This is a genomic window from Methylosinus sp. shoA (assembly GCF_059718125.1).
In genome coordinates this window covers 3,578,576-3,595,989 of sequence record NZ_AP046091.1, presented here as the reverse complement: position 1 = coordinate 3,595,989, position 17,414 = coordinate 3,578,576, and the positions used below count along the sequence as shown (strand labels likewise).

The window sequence follows — 17,414 nt, the reverse complement described above, 5'->3', positions numbered from 1 at the left end:
CGCTCGAGCAAAAGGAAGTGACGACCATGACTTCTTCGACACGACGCGATTGGCTCTTCGGAGCCGCTTACGGCCTCGGCGGCCTCACGCTCGAGGGCGTCATGCCCGGCGGCGGCCTGTTCTCCGTTCCTCTCGCGCATGCGGCGACGCTCGTCGATCCGCTCACGCCCAAGGAGCCTCATTTCACGCCGAAAGTGAAGTCGGTCATCTGGCTTCATATGGACGGCGCGCCGAGCACGCTCGACCTCTATGATTACAAACCCGACCTCGTCAGGCTCGCGGGTCAGGAGGTTCCGGCGTCCTTTCTCGATGGGATCAAGACCAGCGGCTGGGTCGGCAAGGTGTTCGCATCGAACCGGACCTGGAAACAGCATGGCCAGAGTGGCGCATGGTTCTCGGATCTGCTGCCCAATCTCGCGCAGCAGGCGGACGAATTGGCCTTCGTCAAGTCGAGCGTGACGGTCGGCGCGACCCATGACATCTCGATCCTGAAGCTCAACACCGGCGATGTGAACCCCGGGCGGCCGACGCTCGGCGCCTGGGTGAGCTACGCGCTCGGCTCGGCCAATCCACATCTGCCGCCTTATGTCGTCCTCTACGGCGGCAAGCGCGAGCCGACCGCGGGATCGGTGAACTGGAGCTCGGGATTCCTGCCGGCGGTTCACCAGGGCGTCGCCTTCCGGCCGGGCGCCTCGCCCATTCTTCATCTGGAGCGACCCGAGCTGATCTCGCAATCGGAGCAGCGGCAGAACCTCGATCTGCTGAAGAAGTTGAACGAGCATGTCTCGCAGACGCGTCCCGCGGACAGCGAGCTGCTGGCGCGGGCGAGGTCCTATGAGCTGGCCTACCGCATGGAAGCCTCGGCGCCGGAAGCGGTCGACATCGAGAAGGAGACCGAGGCGACCAAAGAGCTCTATGGCCTGAACAATGACGCGACGAAGGAATATGGCACGATCCTTCTGCGCGCCCGGCGCCTCGTCGAGCGCGGCGTGCGTTTCGTTCAAGTCGTCTCCGGTCCGATCGACGCGGCGGGCGACGATATCAAGAGCTGGGACGCGCACACCAATCTCGATCGGAATCATTCGGCGCACGCCGCCGCCGTCGACAAGCCGATCGCAGGCCTGCTCTCCGATCTGAAATCCCGCGGCCTTCTCGATCAGACCCTGATCGTGTGGACATCCGAGTTCGGCCGCACCTCCTTCGGTCAGAGCGGCGACGGTCGCGATCACAATCCCTGGGGCTATACTCAGTGGCTGGCGGGCGGCGGCGTGAAAGCGGGTTATACCCACGGCGCCACGGACGCGATCGGCCTGAAGACCGTCGACAAGCCGGTCGACACTTATGACCTGCACGCCACGGTGCTGCAACTGCTCGGGCTCGACCATCTGAAGACGACCTATCTGAGAGCCGGCCGCTCGGAGCGTCCGACCGTCGTCTACGGGAATGTCGTAAGAGAGCTGCTCGCTTGAGCTTCAGCGCAGCCGGCATCGATTCGAGAGCCGGCTGCCCTTCTCGGGGAGGCGCCGTCCCGCCGCCGGCGAATGGAGCGCCGACGGCGCGCCGAGCTCAGACCTTCTGCGAGAGAGCGAGCTGCCGAGTTCGGCGTTGCCGCGAACAGGCGGTCGGGGGCGGCTGGGATGCCGAGTAATCGCCCACTCGGGATGAAGGGTATGAGGGCGGCGTTTTGGGGACTGCGGCGCCAGCCCCTTGCCCGAAGCGCGCATGCGCCTTAAAAGGGCGCCTTCACCGGCGTTCAGAAGGCTGGACGCGACACGATCGCGTTTGCCCTCGAAGCTGGGTCGCCCGACATGCCCCAATTACTGCCAGAACGCAAAAAGCCGCCTGCTCCGGACAATGGCGACATCTCCCTGCCGAACATGTTCGCCTCGCTCGGCGGCGGCGTCGCGGCGGCGGCCGTCTTCGCCGTTCTGACCAAGGGCACGCTGGCCGGACTGCTGCTGGCGCATCTCGCGCCTCTGCCGCTGATGATCGTCGCGCTCGGCTTCGGGCTGCGCCATGGCGCGACCTCGGCGCTGATCGCGACCGGGCTGCTGTCGATCTGGCCCAATCCGGCCTTCGGCCTCGCCTATGCCGGCATATTGGCGATTCCGGCGACGCTCGCGTGCTATGTCGCCATGGGCGCGCCGTTGCGCGGCCGGGAGCTCGTCGCGAGCAATCGCGCGGCGATGGCCGTGCTGAGCACGGGCCTGGCGCTCGCGGCCGCTTTCGGCGCCGCCGTCGTGATCGCGTCCATTTATTTCGGCAGCTTGGACGAGGCTCTGAACCCGCTGCGCGCCAAGGCCTATATGATCATCGAGGACATGATCCGGGCCCAGGACCTCGGCGACCGCATCGACGCCAAGCAGCTTTCCGGCGTCGCGGCTTTCGCCTTTCCGGCGACGGTCGCGGGCTATGCGCTGCTGATCCATTCGCTCAACCTCTGGGGCGCCGGAAAGCTGGTGAAGGCTTCCGGCCTGCTGACGACCGATTGGCCGGACATCGCCGCCGAATTCACGCTGCCGCGCGTCGTCGCGCCCGTGTTCGTCGTCGCGGCCGCCCTCGCCGCGATCGGCGATCTCCCCGGCGAGATCGCCCTCATCGTCGCGGAGACGCTCGGCCTCGCTCTGGCGCTGCAGGGGCTCGCCGTGGCGCATATGCTGCTGCGCGACGCCAAGATCGGCAATGTCGCGCTGATGGTCGCCTATTTCACGATCGGCCTGTTCGGCTGGCCGATCCTTCTGTTCACCGCCGTCGGCGTCGCCGACGCGGCCTTCTCGTTCCGCGCCCGCAGGCGGGCGGCCGCGCATGAACGACGCGGCTGACGGAGCGAAGGCCACAGACGGCGTTCCACAACGAGAGACATGAGGAGAAGACGATGGTCGAGGTGATTCTTCTGGAGCGCGTGGCCAAGCTCGGCCAGATGGGCGACACGGTGCGGGTGCGCGACGGTTACGCCCGCAACTTCCTGCTCGCGCGCGGCAAGGCGCTGCGCGCCACGGAAACGAACAAGAAGCATTTCGAGACGCAGCGCGCGCAGATCGAGGCGCGCAACCTCACCGCGCGCAAGGAGGCCGAGCAGGTCGCCGAGAAGCTCGAGGGGCAGAGCTTCGTCATCATCCGCCAGGCGGGCGAGAGCGGCCATCTCTACGGCTCGGTGGCGACGCGCGACATCGCCGATGCGGCAACCGCCGGCGGCTTCTCGCTCAATCGCAATCAGATCGTGCTGCAGCATCCGATCAAGGCGCTCGGCCTGCACGAGGTGCCGGTGCATCTGCATCCCGAGATCGAAGTGAGGATCGTCGTCAATGTCGCCCGTTCGGCGGAAGAGGCCGAGCGTCAGGCGCGCGGCGAGGCGGCCGCGGCCCGCGAGGAGACGACGCTCGACGACCTCGGCCTCGAGGTCGGCGCGGCGCTCGCCGAAGCGGGCGACGTGGAGCTCTGACCGCCGCGCGGCGGCGCGCTCTGCCGCAACACGAGGATCGACGACGGCCGGAGGCGCTCTCCCTCCGGCCGTTTCCTTTGCGCGGCGGCGTTGCCGATCTGCCACACTCAACCGCATTTCGCGCAACGGCCGAATCATTTTCGTCCGGCGTGTGGAAATGACTCACAAGCGCGCCATATCGCCGCCGCGCCTCATTTGCTATTGGCGCCGCGCTCTGGTTCAGGCAAAGTCGCACTCGTTCTTTCGAGTGCTCGTCGCGTCGCGTCACACGGCATCGAAGACGTTTTCAGCGCCAGACTCGAGAGACCATGCCAGCAATCGAACAATTGCAGGGCCTGCGGACGTTGCAGGTCGCGCCGCCGCTCGACTCGCCGAGCTATCGCACGCCCCCCCACAACATCGAGGCGGAGCAGGCCCTGCTCGGCGCCATACTCGTCAACAACGACGCCTTCGACCGCGTCTCCGATTTTCTGCAATCCTCGCATTTCTCTGAGGAGCTGCACAGGCGCATCTACGAAGTCTGCGCGCAGATCATCCGCGCCGGGCGCATCGCGACGGTCGTCACGCTGAAAACCCACCTCGGCGATGTCGAACTGCCCGGCGGCCAGACGATGCAGGCCTATCTCGCCCGCCTCGCGCGCGAAGCGACGACGATCATCAATGCGGAGGATTACGGCCGCACGATCCACGATCTCGCGGTGCGGCGCGAATTGATCGTGATCGGCGAGGACATCGTCAACGCCGCCTTCGACGCGCCGATCGATTCGACGCCGCGCCAGCAGATCGAGGAAGCCGAGCGCCGGCTCTATTCGGTCGCCGAGACCGGCCGCTACGACGGCGGGTTCCAGCGCTTCTCGGACGCGCTCGTCACCGCGATCGACATGGCGAGCAGCGCCTATCAGCGCGACGGACATCTCTCCGGCACGGCGACGGGCCTCGTCGATCTCGACGAGAAGATGGGCGGGCTGCAGAGGTCGGACCTCATCATCGTCGCCGGCCGTCCCGGCATGGGCAAGACGGCGCTCGCGACGAACATCGCCTTCAACATCGCCAAGGCCTATGAATATTCGGTCGAGCCCGACGGCTCGCACAAGACGACGAACGGCGGGATCGTCGGCTTCTTCTCGCTCGAAATGTCGGCCGAGCAATTGGCGACACGCGTCATCGCCGAGCAATCGGGCGTGCCTTCCTACAAGATCCGCCGCGGCGACATCAACGAGGACGACTTCCGCCGCATCACCGAAGCCGCGCGCGAGATGCAGAGCATCCCCTTCTTCATCGACCAGACCGGCGGCATTTCCATCGCGCAGCTCACCGCGCGGGCGCGGCGATTGAAACGCCAGCGCGGACTCGATCTGCTGGTCGTCGACTATCTGCAATTGCTGTCCGGCTCCAAGACGCGCGGCGACAATCGCGTGCAGGAACTGACCGAGATCACCACCGGCTTGAAAGCGCTCGCCAAGGAGCTCGCCGTGCCGATCGTCGCGCTGTCGCAGCTCTCGCGCCAAGTGGAGTCGCGCGACGACAAGCGTCCGCAGCTCTCGGATCTGCGCGAGTCCGGCTCGATCGAGCAGGATGCGGACGTGGTGATCTTTGTCTATCGAGAGGAATATTACCTGCGCAATCGCGAGCCGCGCGAAGGCACGGAGGAACACATCACCTGGCAGAACGAGATGGAGCGCGTACATGGCCGCGCCGAGGCGATCATCGGCAAGCAGCGCCACGGCCCGACCGGCACGGTGACTCTCGCCTTCGAGGCCGAAGTGACGCGCTTCTCCAATCTCGCCGACGAGGACAAGCTGCCGGCCAGGATGTGAGCCGCCGATACGGAGCGCGCTCCGCGGCTCTGGCCGCGTTCATGCGACGCGCGTCGCCTCGAAGGCCGGGACCGCGCGCGAGAAGTCGTCGAGCCAATCGACGAGCGCAGGATGCGTCGCGCGCCAGGCGCCGGCAAAGCGCAAATCGAGATAGCCGAGCGCGCAAGCGACGGCGATATGGCCGACATTGATGGGTCCCGCCGGCGGATGCGCGTTCAGCGCGGCGAGGGCGCGGTCGATCTTGCCCTGCTGCAGCGCGACCCAATTCGAATCGCGCAAAGTCTCCGGACGCGTGACCTCGTAACGGATGAGCAGCGCCGCGTCGTTGATCCCGTCGCCGAGCGCCTGCAACGTCAGCGCCGCGACGCGCGCGCCGGGCTCGGAGGGGATGACCTTGCCGCCGCCGGCGAGGAGATCGAAATAGTCGCAGATCACGCGACTGTCGAAGATCGTCTCGCCCGAGTCGAGGATCAGCGTCGGAACTTTGCCGAGCGGGTTCTGCGCGCGCAGCGAATCGGCGGGATCGGCCGTATCGGCGCCGGCGAGCGTCAGGCTCGCGCCGAGGCCGCAGAGCTCCGCCGCGATGCGCGCCTTGCGCGCATAGGGCGAGGCGGCGGAATAGCGTAGGATGGGCATGGACGATCCTTCCCGGTCGAAATGCGTAAGGCATAGCGAATAGGACTTTCGAAAGATGACCGCCAGTCCCGAAGAAGTCGAAGCCGGCCAGGCCGTCTATACGCCCGCCGTGCTGCGGCTCTACGACTTGCTCGTGCTCGGCCTCTCCAACCGCTTCATCTGGAAATGCCCGACGCCGCGCCTCGTCGTCCATTACGACCGGCATGTTTCCGCGAACCATATTGATGTCGGCGTCGGCACGGGCTATTTCCTCGATCGCTGCCGCTTCCCGGTCGCCGCGCCACGCGTCGCGCTGATGGATTTGAACGAGAATGCGCTGCGCTTCACGGCGCGCCGCGTCGCGCGTTACGCGCCGCAATCCTATCGCCGTAATGTGCTGGAGCCGATCGCGTTCGACGCGGAGCCTTTCGACTCGGTCGGCGTCAACTATCTGCTGCACTGTCTGCCCGGCTCGATCGAGGAAAAGGCGAATGTCTTCGATCATCTGAAGCCGCTGATGACAGAGGGAGCGGTCCTGTTCGGCTCCACCTTGCTGCAGGGCGGCGTCGAGCAACCGGCGGCGGCGCGCCGGCTGATGGCCTTCTACAATCGCAAGGGCGTGTTCTCGAACGAGCGAGACGATCTCGACGGACTGCGCCGCGCGCTCGAGGCGCGCTTTCGGGACGTGTCGATCCAGATCGTCGGCTGCGCGGCGCTGTTCTCGGCGCGCGTTCAGCGCGCGTCGCCATAGATCGCGGATAGCGGAAGGCGGAGGCCGGGCGACTCCAGCATGAGCTCGCCTTCGTAATGGACGCGCGTCAGAATATCGCTCCCCTCTCCGCGACGATGGTGGACGACGAGCGGCTTGTCGGGGTCGATGATGAGATAATGGACGACGCTCGCGAGGCGGAAGTAGCCTCCGAGCTTACGGAACACGTCGTTCCGGCCGTTAGAGGGCGAGAGCACCTCCACGACGATCAGCGGCTCGCGGACGAGAAGCGCGTCCGGCGCGAGCTCGGGACCGCAATAGAGCTGCGCATCCGGCTCGAACACGGTCGAAGCGTCGACGCGCACCGCCACGCCGTCCGGCAGCACATGACAGGGCGCGCCGGCCAGCCGTACGGCGTCCATCAAGGCGAGCGCGACGGCGAGCTTCGCTTTCGCATGGGCGACGCGCTCGGACGCCTGCGCGAAGACCTCGCCGTCGACCAGTTCGTAGCGCCCGGGCTGCGTCTCGGCCCAGACGACGAACTCCTCCGCGCTCATCTTCGGCTTCGGAACCGCGCTCATCGGCTCAACCCTTCAGATCCGCAAAGGGAACCATCACGTGCTGGCGATAGGCCGGCCGCTCCTGCAGCCGCGCATACCAAGCCTCGACATTGGGAACCTTCGGCCGTTCGATGTCCAGCTCGAAATAGCGATAGAGCGTGGTCCCGGCCGGAATGTCGGCGAGCGTCGGATCGTCGCCGGCGACGAACGGCCGGTCCGCCAGCCAATGATCGAGAAAGCTGTAATGGAGCGCGCAGCGGGCGACGGCGGCGCGGATCGCGGGCCAGTCGCGCTTCTCCTCCGGCGTGCGATAATAGGCGACGAACACGCCGTCGACGAAGGCGGGCTGCAGGCTCGTCTGGGCCCAGTCCATCCAGCGATCGGGGTAGGAGCGGGTCGCGGGATCGGCCGGCCAGAAGCGCTCGCCGCCGTAGCGCGCGGCGAGATAGCGCAGGATCGCATGGGATTCCCAGACGGTGACGCCTTCGTCCTCGATCACGGGAATGCGTCCATGCGGATTGCGCGAGCGGAACTGCGGATCGTCGAGCCCGCCGAAGGCGCCGCCGAGCGGCACATGGGCGTGGTCGAGGCCGAGCTCGCCGACGAGCCAGAGAACCTTCTGAACATTGAAGGAATTGCGCCGTCCGTAGATCGTGAGCATGAAATATTCCTCCGCCGATGCCGGGACGGGCCGGACGCGCGCCGCTGGCGTTCTGAAAAAAAGCGCCTCTTCTTCCCCCGTGCAAGGGGTGATCGAAACTCGGCAGCGCATTGCCCGCGCTCGTTCCTTCTCCCGCTTGCGCCGCGAGCGGGAGAAGGAGCGCGCCTACTCCTCCGCCGCTTCCGCCTCGGCGCCGGTCTCGCCGATATGCTCCACTGACACCACCCGTTCGCCCTCGGCCGTGTCGAACACGATGACGCCCTGCGTGCCGCGGCCGACGATGCGGATGCCCTCGACCGGGCAGCGGATCAATTGGCCGCCGTCGGTCACCAGCATGATCTCGTCGCCGCTGCCCACGGGGAACGACGCGACGAGCTTGCCGTTGCGGGCGTTCACCGCCATGGCGACGATGCCTTTGCCGCCGCGGCCGGTGATGCGATATTCGAACGAGGAGCTGCGCTTTCCGTAGCCGTTCTCGGAGACGGTCAGAATGATCTGCTCGGCCTGCTCCATCTCGCGGAAGCGCGCCTCGCTCAGTTCGATCGCGGCCGACGCCTCCTCGGCCTCGGCCGCGCCTTCTTCGAGGCCGTTCTCCAGCGCCCCGGCGCGACGCTGCGCCGCCGCGCGCTTCAGATAGGCCGCGCGCTCCTCGCCGCTCGCCTCGAAATGCTTCAGGATCGACAGCGAGATCACCCGATCTTCGCCCGAAAGCGCAATGCCGCGCACGCCCATGGAGGTGCGGCCCTGAAATACGCGCACATCGGTGACGGGGAAGCGGATGCACTGCCCCTCGCGCGTCGTCAGCAGCACGTCGTCCTGCTCTGTCGCGGTGGCGACGTCGACGATCGCCTCCCCCTCGTCGAGCTTCATCGCGATGATGCCGGAGCGGCGCACGTCGGAGAAATCCGAGAGCTTGTTGCGACGCACCGTGCCCCGGGTCGTCGCGAAGATCGCGTCGAACGTATCCCAGCTCGCTTCGTCCTCCGGCAGGGGCATGATGGTGGTGATGCGCTCGTTCTGCTCGAGCGGCAGAAGATTGACCAGCGCCTTGCCGCGCGCCTGCGGCGCCGCCAGCGGCAGGCGCCAGACCTTCTCTTTGTAGGCGCGCCCCAGCGAGGAGAAGAACAGCACCGGCGTATGCGTCGAGGCGACGAAGAGACGGTGGACGAAATCCTCCTCCTTCGTCTGCATGCCGGAGCGGCCTTTGCCGCCGCGCCGCTGCGCGCGATAGGTCGAGAGGGGCACGCGCTTGATGTAGCCGGCGTGCGAGACGGTGACGACCATGTCCTCGCGGGCGATCAGGTCCTCGTCCTCGACGTCGCCGTCCCCCTCGACGATCTGCGTGCGGCGCGGCGTCGCATATTGCTCTTTGACCGCGCGCATCTCGTCCTTGACGATCCCGAACAGTTTTTCGCGCGAGCGCAAGATCTCCAGATATTCGGCGATCTCTGCGGCGAGCTTGTTCAGCGCCTCGGCGATCTCCTCGCGGCCGAGCGCGGTCAAGCGCTGCAGGCGCAGATCGAGAATGGCGCGCGCCTGCGCCTCCGAGAGGCGGATCGCGCCATCCTCGGTGAGAACATGGCGCGGATCGGCGATCAGCGCGACGAGCGGCGCCATGTCCTTGGCCGGCCATTCGCGCGCCATCAGCGCCTCGCGCGCCGTGGCGGCGTCGGCCGAGGTGCGGATCAGGCGGATCACCTCATCGATATTGGCGACGGCGATGGCGAGACCGACTTGCAGATGCGCCGCGTCGCGCGCCTTGGCGAGGCGGAACTTGGTGCGGCGCGTGACGACGCTCTCGCGGAAGTCGATGAAGGCGACGAGAACGTCCTTCAGCGTCAAGAGCTCCGGACGGCCGCCGTTCAGCGCGATCATATTGGCCGGGAAGCTCGTCTGCAGCGCGGTGTGGCGCCAGAGCTGGTTCAGCACCACATCGGCGACCGCGTCGCGCTTGAGCTCCACCACGATGCGCATGCCTTCGCGGTCGGACTCGTCGCGCAGATCCGCGACGCCCTCGATCTTCTTCTCGCGCACCAATTCGGCGATGCGCTCGATCAACGCCGCTTTGTTCACCTGATAGGGAATCTCGGTGAAGACGATCGCCTCGCGCTCCTTGCGCGAGGTCTCGATCTCCGCCTTCGCCCGCATGATGATCGAGCCGCGCCCGGTCGCATAGGCGTTGCGAATGCCGCCACGGCCCAAGATCGTCGCAGCGGTCGGGAAGTCCGGGCCGGGCACGATCTCCATCAGCTCGGCGATGGTCATATCGGGCCGGTCGACCAGCGCGATCGCCGCGTCGATCACTTCGCCGAGATTGTGCGGCGGAATATTCGTCGCCATGCCGACGGCGATGCCGCCCGCGCCATTGACGAGGAGGTTCGGGAAGCGCGCCGGAAGAACCGTCGGCTCCTGCTCCTTGTCGTCGTAATTCGGCTTGAAGTCGACGGTGCCTTCGTCGATATCCTCGAGCAGAGCGAGCGCGGGCTTGGCGAGGCGCGACTCGGTGTAGCGCATCGCCGCCGGCGGGTCGTTGTCGACCGAGCCGAAATTGCCCTGCCCGTCGATGAGCGGCAGCCGCATCGAGAAGGGCTGGGCCATGCGCACCAGCGCGTCATAGATCGCGGCGTCGCCATGCGGGTGATATTTACCCATCACATCGCCGACGACGCGGGCGGATTTCACATAGGGCTTGTCGGGCGTATGGCCGTTCTCGTGCATCGAGAACAGAATGCGGCGATGCACGGGCTTCAGCCCGTCGCGCACATCCGGCAATGCGCGGCTCACGATCACGCTCATCGCGTAATCGAGATAGCTGCGCTTCATCTCGTCGGCGATCGAAACCGGGCGAATGTCGGAGCCGGGCGCGGCAGCTCCAGTCTTCTCTGAGTCGTCGTCGGCCAAGGGCTCCGCCAATCCGATAGTCGTCGCGGGCGATGATCTGCGGCCCGACCACGGGTCGCAGCGCAGCCGCCCCTATTCGAGAAGAACCGCCGCCTCGCCGCCTTGGGCGCCGAGCGTCGCCGAAGCCGCGCCGGGGAATATCGGGCGCTTTGTCGGTCGCGCCGTCGAGGCCCGTCATCGGCGATCTCGCCGTCCCTCGGACGACGCGCGCGATCATCGATGATCTATAAGCGATTCTGCCGTGAGGCGCCAGTTTGTGACGCCCTTTTGTTCCGCTGACGATATCAGCGCTGGCTGGCGGATTGCAGCTTGCGGCGGACGTTCATGACGAGCGCGCGAGCGCCGGGGGAGCCCGGCTCAAGCAGTTCGACGCCCTCCTCCTTGTCCTGATCCCAGCGGCGCGCATCGGCCCTCGGCGCAGGCGCTTCCGGCGCGTCGGAGGCGGCGTCCTCGGCCTGCGCCGCCGCCGACGGAGCGACCGCCGAAGCCGCCCGCGTCCGCAGCGTGGCGGAAATCTGCGCCCATTCGGCGGCGGTCTGCGCCTCGCGATCGCCATGCGTTTCGCCGCGCCGCAGATTGCGCAGCCATGCGAGCAGAGCGAGCGCCGCCGGAACGCCCTTCTCGCGGATGACGGCGAAAAGCGCCGGGAGCCGGCCGCGCTTCGGCGGCGTCGGCGCGGCTGCGGCCGGCCCGCGCCGCGCCTTCATGCGATGCGCCGCCGCCACGCTCGCGAAGGCCAAAGCGCCGAATATGAGCGCCCAATCGGTCCATGAGCCGGAGTCCTGCTCCTCCTCCTGCACATTGGTCGCCGTCGGCAGCGGCAATTCGACGGCAGGCGCGGGAGCGGCCTCGACTGCCGACTCCGGCGGCGCGGCCTTCTCAGGTCCCTCGGCGCGAGGCGCAGTCTCCGACTCGATTGTCGGCTCCGCGGCGGGGACGACCTCCGTCGGCGGGGCAGACTGCGCCGACGTCGCCGGAGCGGTCTCCGCAGCAGGCGGAGAATCCGCCGGGGTTTCAGGCGCCGGCGCTTCGAGCAAAGCCGCCTCCGGCTCCTGCGCAGGCGATTCGGCGGCTTTCTCCGGCGCCGGGGCGACGGCGACCGCCGCCGCCTCCGAGGGCGCGTCGATTTCTGGCGACGCTTCAGCCGGCTGCGCGCGGACGGGTTCGGCCGGAGCCGCGGCTGCGGCCTTGGCCGCGTTGCGGCGGGCAGGCGCCAGCGGCGGCAGCTGCACGATGATCCGGTCGAACCCCTCGCGTCGCGGCGGCGCCATTTCGTCGACCGTCGCCTCGCCTCTCGGCGCACGACGCGCCGGCTGGGCGGCGAGCGGCGCGGTGAGACCGAACGCCAGAAGAACGATTCCGCTCGAGGCGAGCAAACGGCCGAACGCAGGCGATAATCGCATCAGGAGCTCCACGGACGCAAGGAGACGCCGGAAACTTGGCCGGCGGAGCTGAACAAAGGCTTATGCGCGCGGCGCGTCGCATTTCGATGGTTGACGATCGCTTAACGAGCCATTCACGACTCGTTCAAGCCTGATGCGTGAGTATTGCGCCGTCGCTCCGCTTCACTCTGGAGGAGATGAGGAGATAATGATCAAGACATCGCAACTCTTATTCGCCGCGGCGCTGGCCGCGGGCGCGGCTCTGGCGAGCACGCCCGCGTCGCAGGCCATGCCCATTTCGCCCGCTCCCGGCGCTTCCGAACTCGCGCCCCTCGTGCAAGACGTTTCCTGGCCCTGCGGTCCCGGCCGGCGCATCAATCGATGGGGGCGCTGCGTGCCGAAATGGGGCTGGGCCCCGCCGCCGCCCTACCGCCACCCGCCCCCGTGGCGCCGCGGGCGCCATTGGTGACGCATGACGGCTCGGGGCGGAGCGGAAGATTCCGCCCCGAGCAACTCGGACAGAGCCTCGGTCGGACGCTTGCCGTCCGCGGAGCGCTCCTGTAAGAGCGGGCCTGCCCGTAGCGACGCCATTGGTCGAACGTCGGCGCACGGGGCCTCGTGGCGGAGTGGCTACGCAGAGGACTGCAAATCCTTGTACGGGGGTTCGATTCCCTCCGAGGCCTCCAGCCGCGCTCTTGCAAATCGGCGCGCTCGCATTCTGCCTCGACACGCGCGTTTATCGTCGTCGAGCTCGTCGCCGGACGATTCGCTCGCAGCGTTCGCCAAACGCGAAGACGCATCGGGCCGTTGCGCTCTCTCGCGCGCATTCCTCGCGCCATGCGCGAAGGAGATCGAAATGCGCATGGCCGAATGGGCGATGGTTCGAGACGGAACGGGGGACCGTCGTCGGATTGAGTTGTTGCGCCGAGGACGGCGAGTGGCGTCGGCTCCCCGACGATCGAGGACGAGGCGGGAATCGCCAATATCATCGCCCGGCCGAATTTGCTCGAGCCGGCGCATGGAGATGATCGGCTCGCGGCGCGTCGCGGCGACAGGCCGCATACGGATCGTATCCGGCATCGCGCATATGATCGCGCAGAAAATCGAGGAAATGAGCACGGACCGCGCTCACCCGAGCAGTCGCCGGCGGCGTGCGCATCTTCGCCATCCCCGCCTGAACCGAAAGGCGCAGTTGCCGCGGCGTTGACGCTTCGATGCGTCGTGCCTAAGTCACATGGGATCGCCCCGGGCCAACGTCGCGAGGGCGATCGTCGAACACATCGAAACGGGAGGTTGATATGACGAGTCGCAGGTTGATGATCGCCTTGCTGTGCGCGGCGACGCTCGCCTTCTCGGCGGCGCCGAAACTCTCTTATGCGCAGGAAGAAGATCATTTGTCGCAAGCCATTTCCCACACGCGAGAAGCCGTCGCGGCGGGACGCGAAAACAAGCCGAGCGCCCTCGTCATCCACGCCACCGAAGCGCTCGCTCACGCGACGGAGGCTCAGAAGGAGCAGGCGAACCGGACGCTGGAGAAGGCGATCGCTCGTCTGAAGGAGACGATTAAATTCGGCAAGAAGAAACGCAAGGCGGCGACGACGATCGCCGAGCGCGCGCTGCAGGAGCTCGAGCGCGTTCCGCAATAAGCGGCTCATGAGCGTGTTTCGGCGAGGCGCAGTCTGCTGCGCCCGCCTCCGCCGGCGAAGAGACGCCGGTCCCGCCGCCGGCGGGGGGCCGCCGCCGGCGGGGGGACTGCTCGGCTCGCGTCATTTGCGCCGGACGGCCCGCCTTTGTCGCGACGAGGGCGACCATGCCTCGGATCGAAAGAATCGCGCCGATCCTCGGATCCGGCGACGATTGCTCGAACCTTTGCTACTGTCCGCCCGGCATGACCGACATCCTCACGTCGTTCGACGCGCCGCCCGGCGCGCTCATCCGCGTCTCGCCCGGAACGCGCCGCGTCGTCGCGCCCAATCCCGGCGCCTTCACTTTCACCGGAACCTGCAGCTATATCGTCGGCGAAGGCGAAGTCGCGATCATCGATCCGGGTCCCGCCGTCGAGTCTCATATCGAGGCGCTGCTCTCCGCGATCTCCCGGGAGCGGCTGCGCGCCATTCTCGTCACCCATACGCATCGCGACCACTCCCCCGCCGCGCGCGTTCTCAAGGAGCGCACCGGCGCGATCATCGCGGGCTGCGCGCCCTACTCCGCTCCGCCCGATCTCGAGACGACCGGCCCCGGCCTCGACGCGTCGCACGACCGCGCCTATGCGCCCGACCGCATTCTCGGCGACGGCGAGACGATCGGGATCGGCGGCCTCACGATCGAAGCGGTGGCGACGCCGGGCCATACGACCAATCATCTCTGCTTCGCGCTGCGCGAGACGCGCGCGCTGTTCACCGGCGATCACGTGATGGGCTGGGCGACGACCGTGATCGCGCCGCCTGACGGCTCGATGAGCGATTATCTCGCCTCGATGGAGAAACTGCGCACGCGCGACGATGCGGTCTATTGGCCGGCGCATGGCGGTCCGGTGCCGGAGCCGCAGCGCTATGCGCGCGCGCTCGTCCATCATCGCCGCCAGCGCGAGCAGGCCATACTGCAACGGCTCGAGGCCGGTGACGAGAGCATCCCCGACATGGTCGCGCGCATCTATGAAGGGACCGACGTGCGCCTGCACGGAGCGGCGGCGCTCTCGGTGCTCGCCCATCTCGAGGATCTGGTCGAGCGCGGGCTCGCGACATGCGACGGGCCGCCGACGTTGAGGGCGAGATATTTCCGAGCGAGTAGCGAATAGCGAGTCGTTCCATTCGCTACTCGCCATTCGCTCTCACTTCTCGTTCAATCCCTCCTGCAGCTCCTCCGCGAACTGCCGGATCCGCTTCGCATTGGAGCCGAAGTCGTGGCGCCCGTTACGCGACGTGGAGCGCACGTCGATGCGTGTCTGGCCGGCGAGCGGGCGCAGGCGCACGGTGACGTCGTCGTCGAAACCCATCACCAGCGTGCGGACCACGAAATCGACATGTCCGACGCCGGAGCGCCCGTTGGGCGGACGCTGGTCGACGACGCGCCAGCCGCGGTTCTTCGCCGTGTCGAGCACGAGCTGAAACGCCTCGTCCGCCTCGAGGTCGACGACGATCGGCTCTATGTCGGAATAGACGGCGCGCTGCGCCTCCGCGGCATCCGGCGAATAGGGCCGCGGCCGATAGGAATGGCGGGCCTCGAGCGCAGCCTTCGACAGAGAAAATTGCGGCGGATCGGCAAGGTCGGTGGAAACGTCGGCGAGCACCGGCAAGCGCACCGCCTCGAAGGCGAGATAGGCTGGATAGGCGAGCGTCAGCGCGGCGAGGACGAAGCCGATCAGCGCCTCGCCGAGGCCGCGGCGGCCGGTCTGCCAGATGACGACGCAAGCGGCGAAGAACAGCAGCATCGCGACGAGCGCGACGAGGATCGCTCCGCCGAGCACGGCGAGGCTCGCTTGCGGCTCGACCGCGCCCGCCCGCGCGAGCGCCACCGCTATGGCCGCGACCGGGACGGAGAACAGACCCAGCCGCCGACACCACACGGCGGCGTTGGACACCGGCTCCTCGGGAATCTGGCGCAGCATGCCGAAAATATAGCACCGATCGCCGCGGCGTCGCCAGCAAAGCCGCATATGTGAACGGGTGCGGGAATTTTACGGATCGTTAACGCGGGAAAGAGAGACTTTAAATCAAATTCTCCGCAAACTCGAGTAGCAGAGTTCGAGCCATGTCCAACATCTTCGTGAAGGATTTCAGCGAGTCGCGCGCCGGCGATCGTCCCAATGACCTGCTCGCACGCCTCTATCGGGAGATCGGCCTGTCCGCGGTCGCCGCCGCGCTGGATGTGATGACCTATCCGAGCGAGCCGAAGAAGGCGCCGGCGCCAGAGCAGCCTCTCCCGGCGATCCTCGAGGACGACCTCGCCGCCTGAGTGTCGGCTCCGGTCGGGCGCGCTCCTTCTCCCGTTTACGGGAGAAGAGTTGCACAAAGCTCCTCCCGTTACTCGATGATGCTCGCGACGACGCCGGCGCCGACGGTGCGGCCGCCTTCGCGGATGGCGAAGCGCAGCTTCTCCTCCATGGCGATCGGAACGATGAGGCTCACCTCCATCGCCACATTGTCGCCCGGCATCACCATCTCGACGCCCTCCGGCAGCTGCACCACGCCGGTCACATCCGTCGTGCGGAAGTAGAACTGCGGACGGTAGTTGGTGAAGAACGGCGTGTGGCGGCCGCCCTCCTCCTTCGTCAGGATATACGCCTCGGCCTTGAACTTGGTGTGCGGCTTCACCGTGCCGGGCTTGCACAGCACCTGGCCGCGCTCCACGTCCTCGCGCTTCGTGCCGCGCAGCAGGCAGCCCACATTGTCGCCCGCCTCGCCCTGGTCGAGCAGCTTGCGGAACATTTCGACGCCCGTCACCGTCGTCTTCGTCGTCGCGCGGATGCCGACGATCTCCACTTCCTCGCCGACCTTGATGATGCCGCGCTCGATGCGCCCCGTCACCACCGTGCCGCGGCCCGAAATCGAGAACACGTCTTCGACCGGCATCAGGAACGGCTGATCCTTCGGGCGCTCCGGCTGCGGAATATAGGCGTCGACCTCGGCCATCAGCTTCAGGATCGCGTCATGGCCGAGCTCGGGATTCTTGTTCTCCAGCGCGCACAGCGCCGAGCCCTTGACGATCGGAATGTCGTCGCCGGGGAACTCGTATTTCGACAAGAGCTCGCGCACTTCGAGCTCGACGAGCTCGAGCAGCTCCGGGTCGTCGACCATGTCGACCTTGTTCAGGAACACGACCAGCGCCGGCACGCCGACCTGGCGGGCGAGCAGAATGTGCTCGCGGGTCTGCGGCATGGGGCCGTCCGCGGCGGACACGACCAGAATGGCGCCGTCCATCTGCGCGGCGCCGGTGATCATGTTCTTCACATAGTCGGCGTGGCCGGGGCAGTCGACATGCGCGTAGTGGCGGTTCTGCGTCTCGTATTCGACATGCGCCGTCGAGATGGTGATGCCGCGCGCGCGCTCCTCGGGGGCCTTGTCGATCTGGTCATAGGCCGTGAAGGTCGCGCCGCCCGTCTCGGCCAGAACCTTGGTGATCGCCGCCGTCAGCGACGTCTTGCCATGGTCCACGTGACCGATCGTGCCGATGTTGCAATGCGGCTTCGTGCGTGAGAACTTTTCCTTGGCCATGCTTTTCGTTTCCAGCTGTGGTCGCGGCGCGCCTCGCATTCCGCGCGCGAGGCTTTAAGGCGGTTGCCGGCAATCTTCAAGTGCGATCGCCCGGCCGAGACGGCGCGAGGCCGC

17 protein-coding genes and 1 tRNA gene are annotated in these 17,414 nt (G+C 67.1%); 11 read left to right on the top strand and 7 right to left on the bottom strand.

The window, feature by feature from the left end; genetic code table 11:
- The first annotated feature begins 26 nt into the window (after positions 1-26).
- The 4 genes from AC6IW9_RS16635 to AC6IW9_RS16620 all read left to right on the top strand — a co-directional run bounded on the left by AC6IW9_RS16635 (position 27) and on the right by AC6IW9_RS16620 (position 5,259).
- Complete coding sequence (locus AC6IW9_RS16635) at positions 27-1,469, top strand: DUF1501 domain-containing protein (protein WP_497765202.1); 1,443 nt, start codon at positions 27-29, stop codon at positions 1,467-1,469.
- A 339-nt stretch (positions 1,470-1,808) separates the two neighbouring features.
- Positions 1,809-2,822, top strand: coding sequence for a DUF2232 domain-containing protein (locus AC6IW9_RS16630; protein ID WP_497765201.1), 1,014 nt, complete (start codon positions 1,809-1,811; stop codon positions 2,820-2,822).
- A gap of 53 nt (positions 2,823-2,875) precedes the next feature.
- Entirely contained in the window at positions 2,876-3,442 is a 567-nt protein-coding gene (gene rplI, locus AC6IW9_RS16625) for a 50S ribosomal protein L9 (protein ID WP_497765200.1), read from the top strand.
- 308 nt (positions 3,443-3,750) lie between these two features.
- Positions 3,751-5,259, top strand: a complete 1,509-nt coding sequence (locus tag AC6IW9_RS16620; RefSeq protein WP_497765199.1) for a replicative DNA helicase — start codon at positions 3,751-3,753, stop codon at positions 5,257-5,259.
- Between the two features lie 39 nt (positions 5,260-5,298).
- On the opposite strand, the gene AC6IW9_RS16615 is transcribed toward AC6IW9_RS16620, so the two are convergent.
- The gene (locus AC6IW9_RS16615; protein ID WP_497765198.1) at positions 5,299-5,895 is read right to left on the bottom strand and encodes a glutathione S-transferase family protein; all 597 of its coding nucleotides are present in this window, start codon (positions 5,893-5,895) and stop codon (positions 5,299-5,301) included.
- 55 nt (positions 5,896-5,950) lie between these two features.
- Between AC6IW9_RS16615 and AC6IW9_RS16610 the strand changes: the two genes are divergently transcribed.
- Positions 5,951-6,625, top strand: a complete 675-nt coding sequence (locus tag AC6IW9_RS16610) for a class I SAM-dependent methyltransferase (RefSeq protein ID WP_497765197.1) — start codon at positions 5,951-5,953, stop codon at positions 6,623-6,625.
- On the opposite strand, the gene AC6IW9_RS16605 is transcribed toward AC6IW9_RS16610, so the two are convergent.
- The 4 genes from AC6IW9_RS16605 to AC6IW9_RS16590 form a co-directional block, all read right to left on the bottom strand.
- Positions 6,607-7,164, bottom strand: coding sequence for a Uma2 family endonuclease (locus AC6IW9_RS16605; protein WP_497765196.1), 558 nt, complete (start codon positions 7,162-7,164; stop codon positions 6,607-6,609). The two genes, AC6IW9_RS16610 and AC6IW9_RS16605, sit on opposite strands and share 19 nt — an antisense overlap.
- 4 nt (positions 7,165-7,168) lie before the next feature.
- Complete coding sequence (locus AC6IW9_RS16600; protein WP_497765195.1) at positions 7,169-7,804, bottom strand: glutathione S-transferase family protein; 636 nt, start codon at positions 7,802-7,804, stop codon at positions 7,169-7,171.
- A 165-nt stretch (positions 7,805-7,969) separates the two neighbouring features.
- Entirely contained in the window at positions 7,970-10,705 is a 2,736-nt protein-coding gene (gyrA, locus tag AC6IW9_RS16595) for a DNA gyrase subunit A (protein WP_497765194.1), read from the bottom strand.
- Positions 10,706-10,989: 284 nt separating this feature from the next.
- Positions 10,990-12,108, bottom strand: coding sequence for a hypothetical protein (locus AC6IW9_RS16590; protein ID WP_497765193.1), 1,119 nt, complete (start codon positions 12,106-12,108; stop codon positions 10,990-10,992).
- A gap of 187 nt (positions 12,109-12,295) precedes the next feature.
- Here AC6IW9_RS16590 and AC6IW9_RS16585 point away from each other — a divergent pair, with 187 nt between their 5' ends.
- The 5 genes from AC6IW9_RS16585 (at position 12,296) to AC6IW9_RS16565 (ending at position 14,884) form a co-directional block, all read left to right on the top strand.
- Entirely contained in the window at positions 12,296-12,556 is a 261-nt protein-coding gene (locus AC6IW9_RS16585; protein WP_497765192.1) for a hypothetical protein, read from the top strand.
- Between the two features lie 143 nt (positions 12,557-12,699).
- Positions 12,700-12,773: transfer RNA gene (locus AC6IW9_RS16580), tRNA-Cys, on the top strand.
- A gap of 332 nt (positions 12,774-13,105) precedes the next feature.
- On the top strand, positions 13,106-13,294 hold the full coding sequence (locus AC6IW9_RS16575) for a hypothetical protein (RefSeq protein WP_497765191.1): 189 nt from the start codon (positions 13,106-13,108) through the stop codon (positions 13,292-13,294).
- 91 nt (positions 13,295-13,385) lie between these two features.
- Positions 13,386-13,733, top strand: coding sequence for a small metal-binding protein SmbP (gene smbP / locus AC6IW9_RS16570; RefSeq protein WP_497765190.1), 348 nt, complete (start codon positions 13,386-13,388; stop codon positions 13,731-13,733).
- Between the two features lie 242 nt (positions 13,734-13,975).
- Positions 13,976-14,884, top strand: a complete 909-nt coding sequence (locus AC6IW9_RS16565; protein ID WP_497772545.1) for an MBL fold metallo-hydrolase — start codon at positions 13,976-13,978, stop codon at positions 14,882-14,884.
- Between the two features lie 33 nt (positions 14,885-14,917).
- Here AC6IW9_RS16565 and AC6IW9_RS16560 read toward each other — a convergent pair whose 3' ends face one another.
- Positions 14,918-15,694: a DUF1499 domain-containing protein gene (locus AC6IW9_RS16560; protein WP_497765189.1), complete on the bottom strand. Its 777-nt coding sequence runs from the start codon at positions 15,692-15,694 to the stop codon at positions 14,918-14,920.
- A 143-nt stretch (positions 15,695-15,837) separates the two neighbouring features.
- Here AC6IW9_RS16560 and AC6IW9_RS16555 point away from each other — a divergent pair, with 143 nt between their 5' ends.
- Entirely contained in the window at positions 15,838-16,041 is a 204-nt protein-coding gene (locus tag AC6IW9_RS16555; RefSeq protein WP_497765188.1) for a hypothetical protein, read from the top strand.
- A 68-nt stretch (positions 16,042-16,109) separates the two neighbouring features.
- On the opposite strand, the gene tuf is transcribed toward AC6IW9_RS16555, so the two are convergent.
- A complete protein-coding gene (gene tuf, locus AC6IW9_RS16550) occupies positions 16,110-17,300 on the bottom strand; it encodes an elongation factor Tu (protein ID WP_497765187.1) in 1,191 nt (396 codons plus the stop codon).
- Positions 17,301-17,414: the final 114 nt, after the last annotated feature.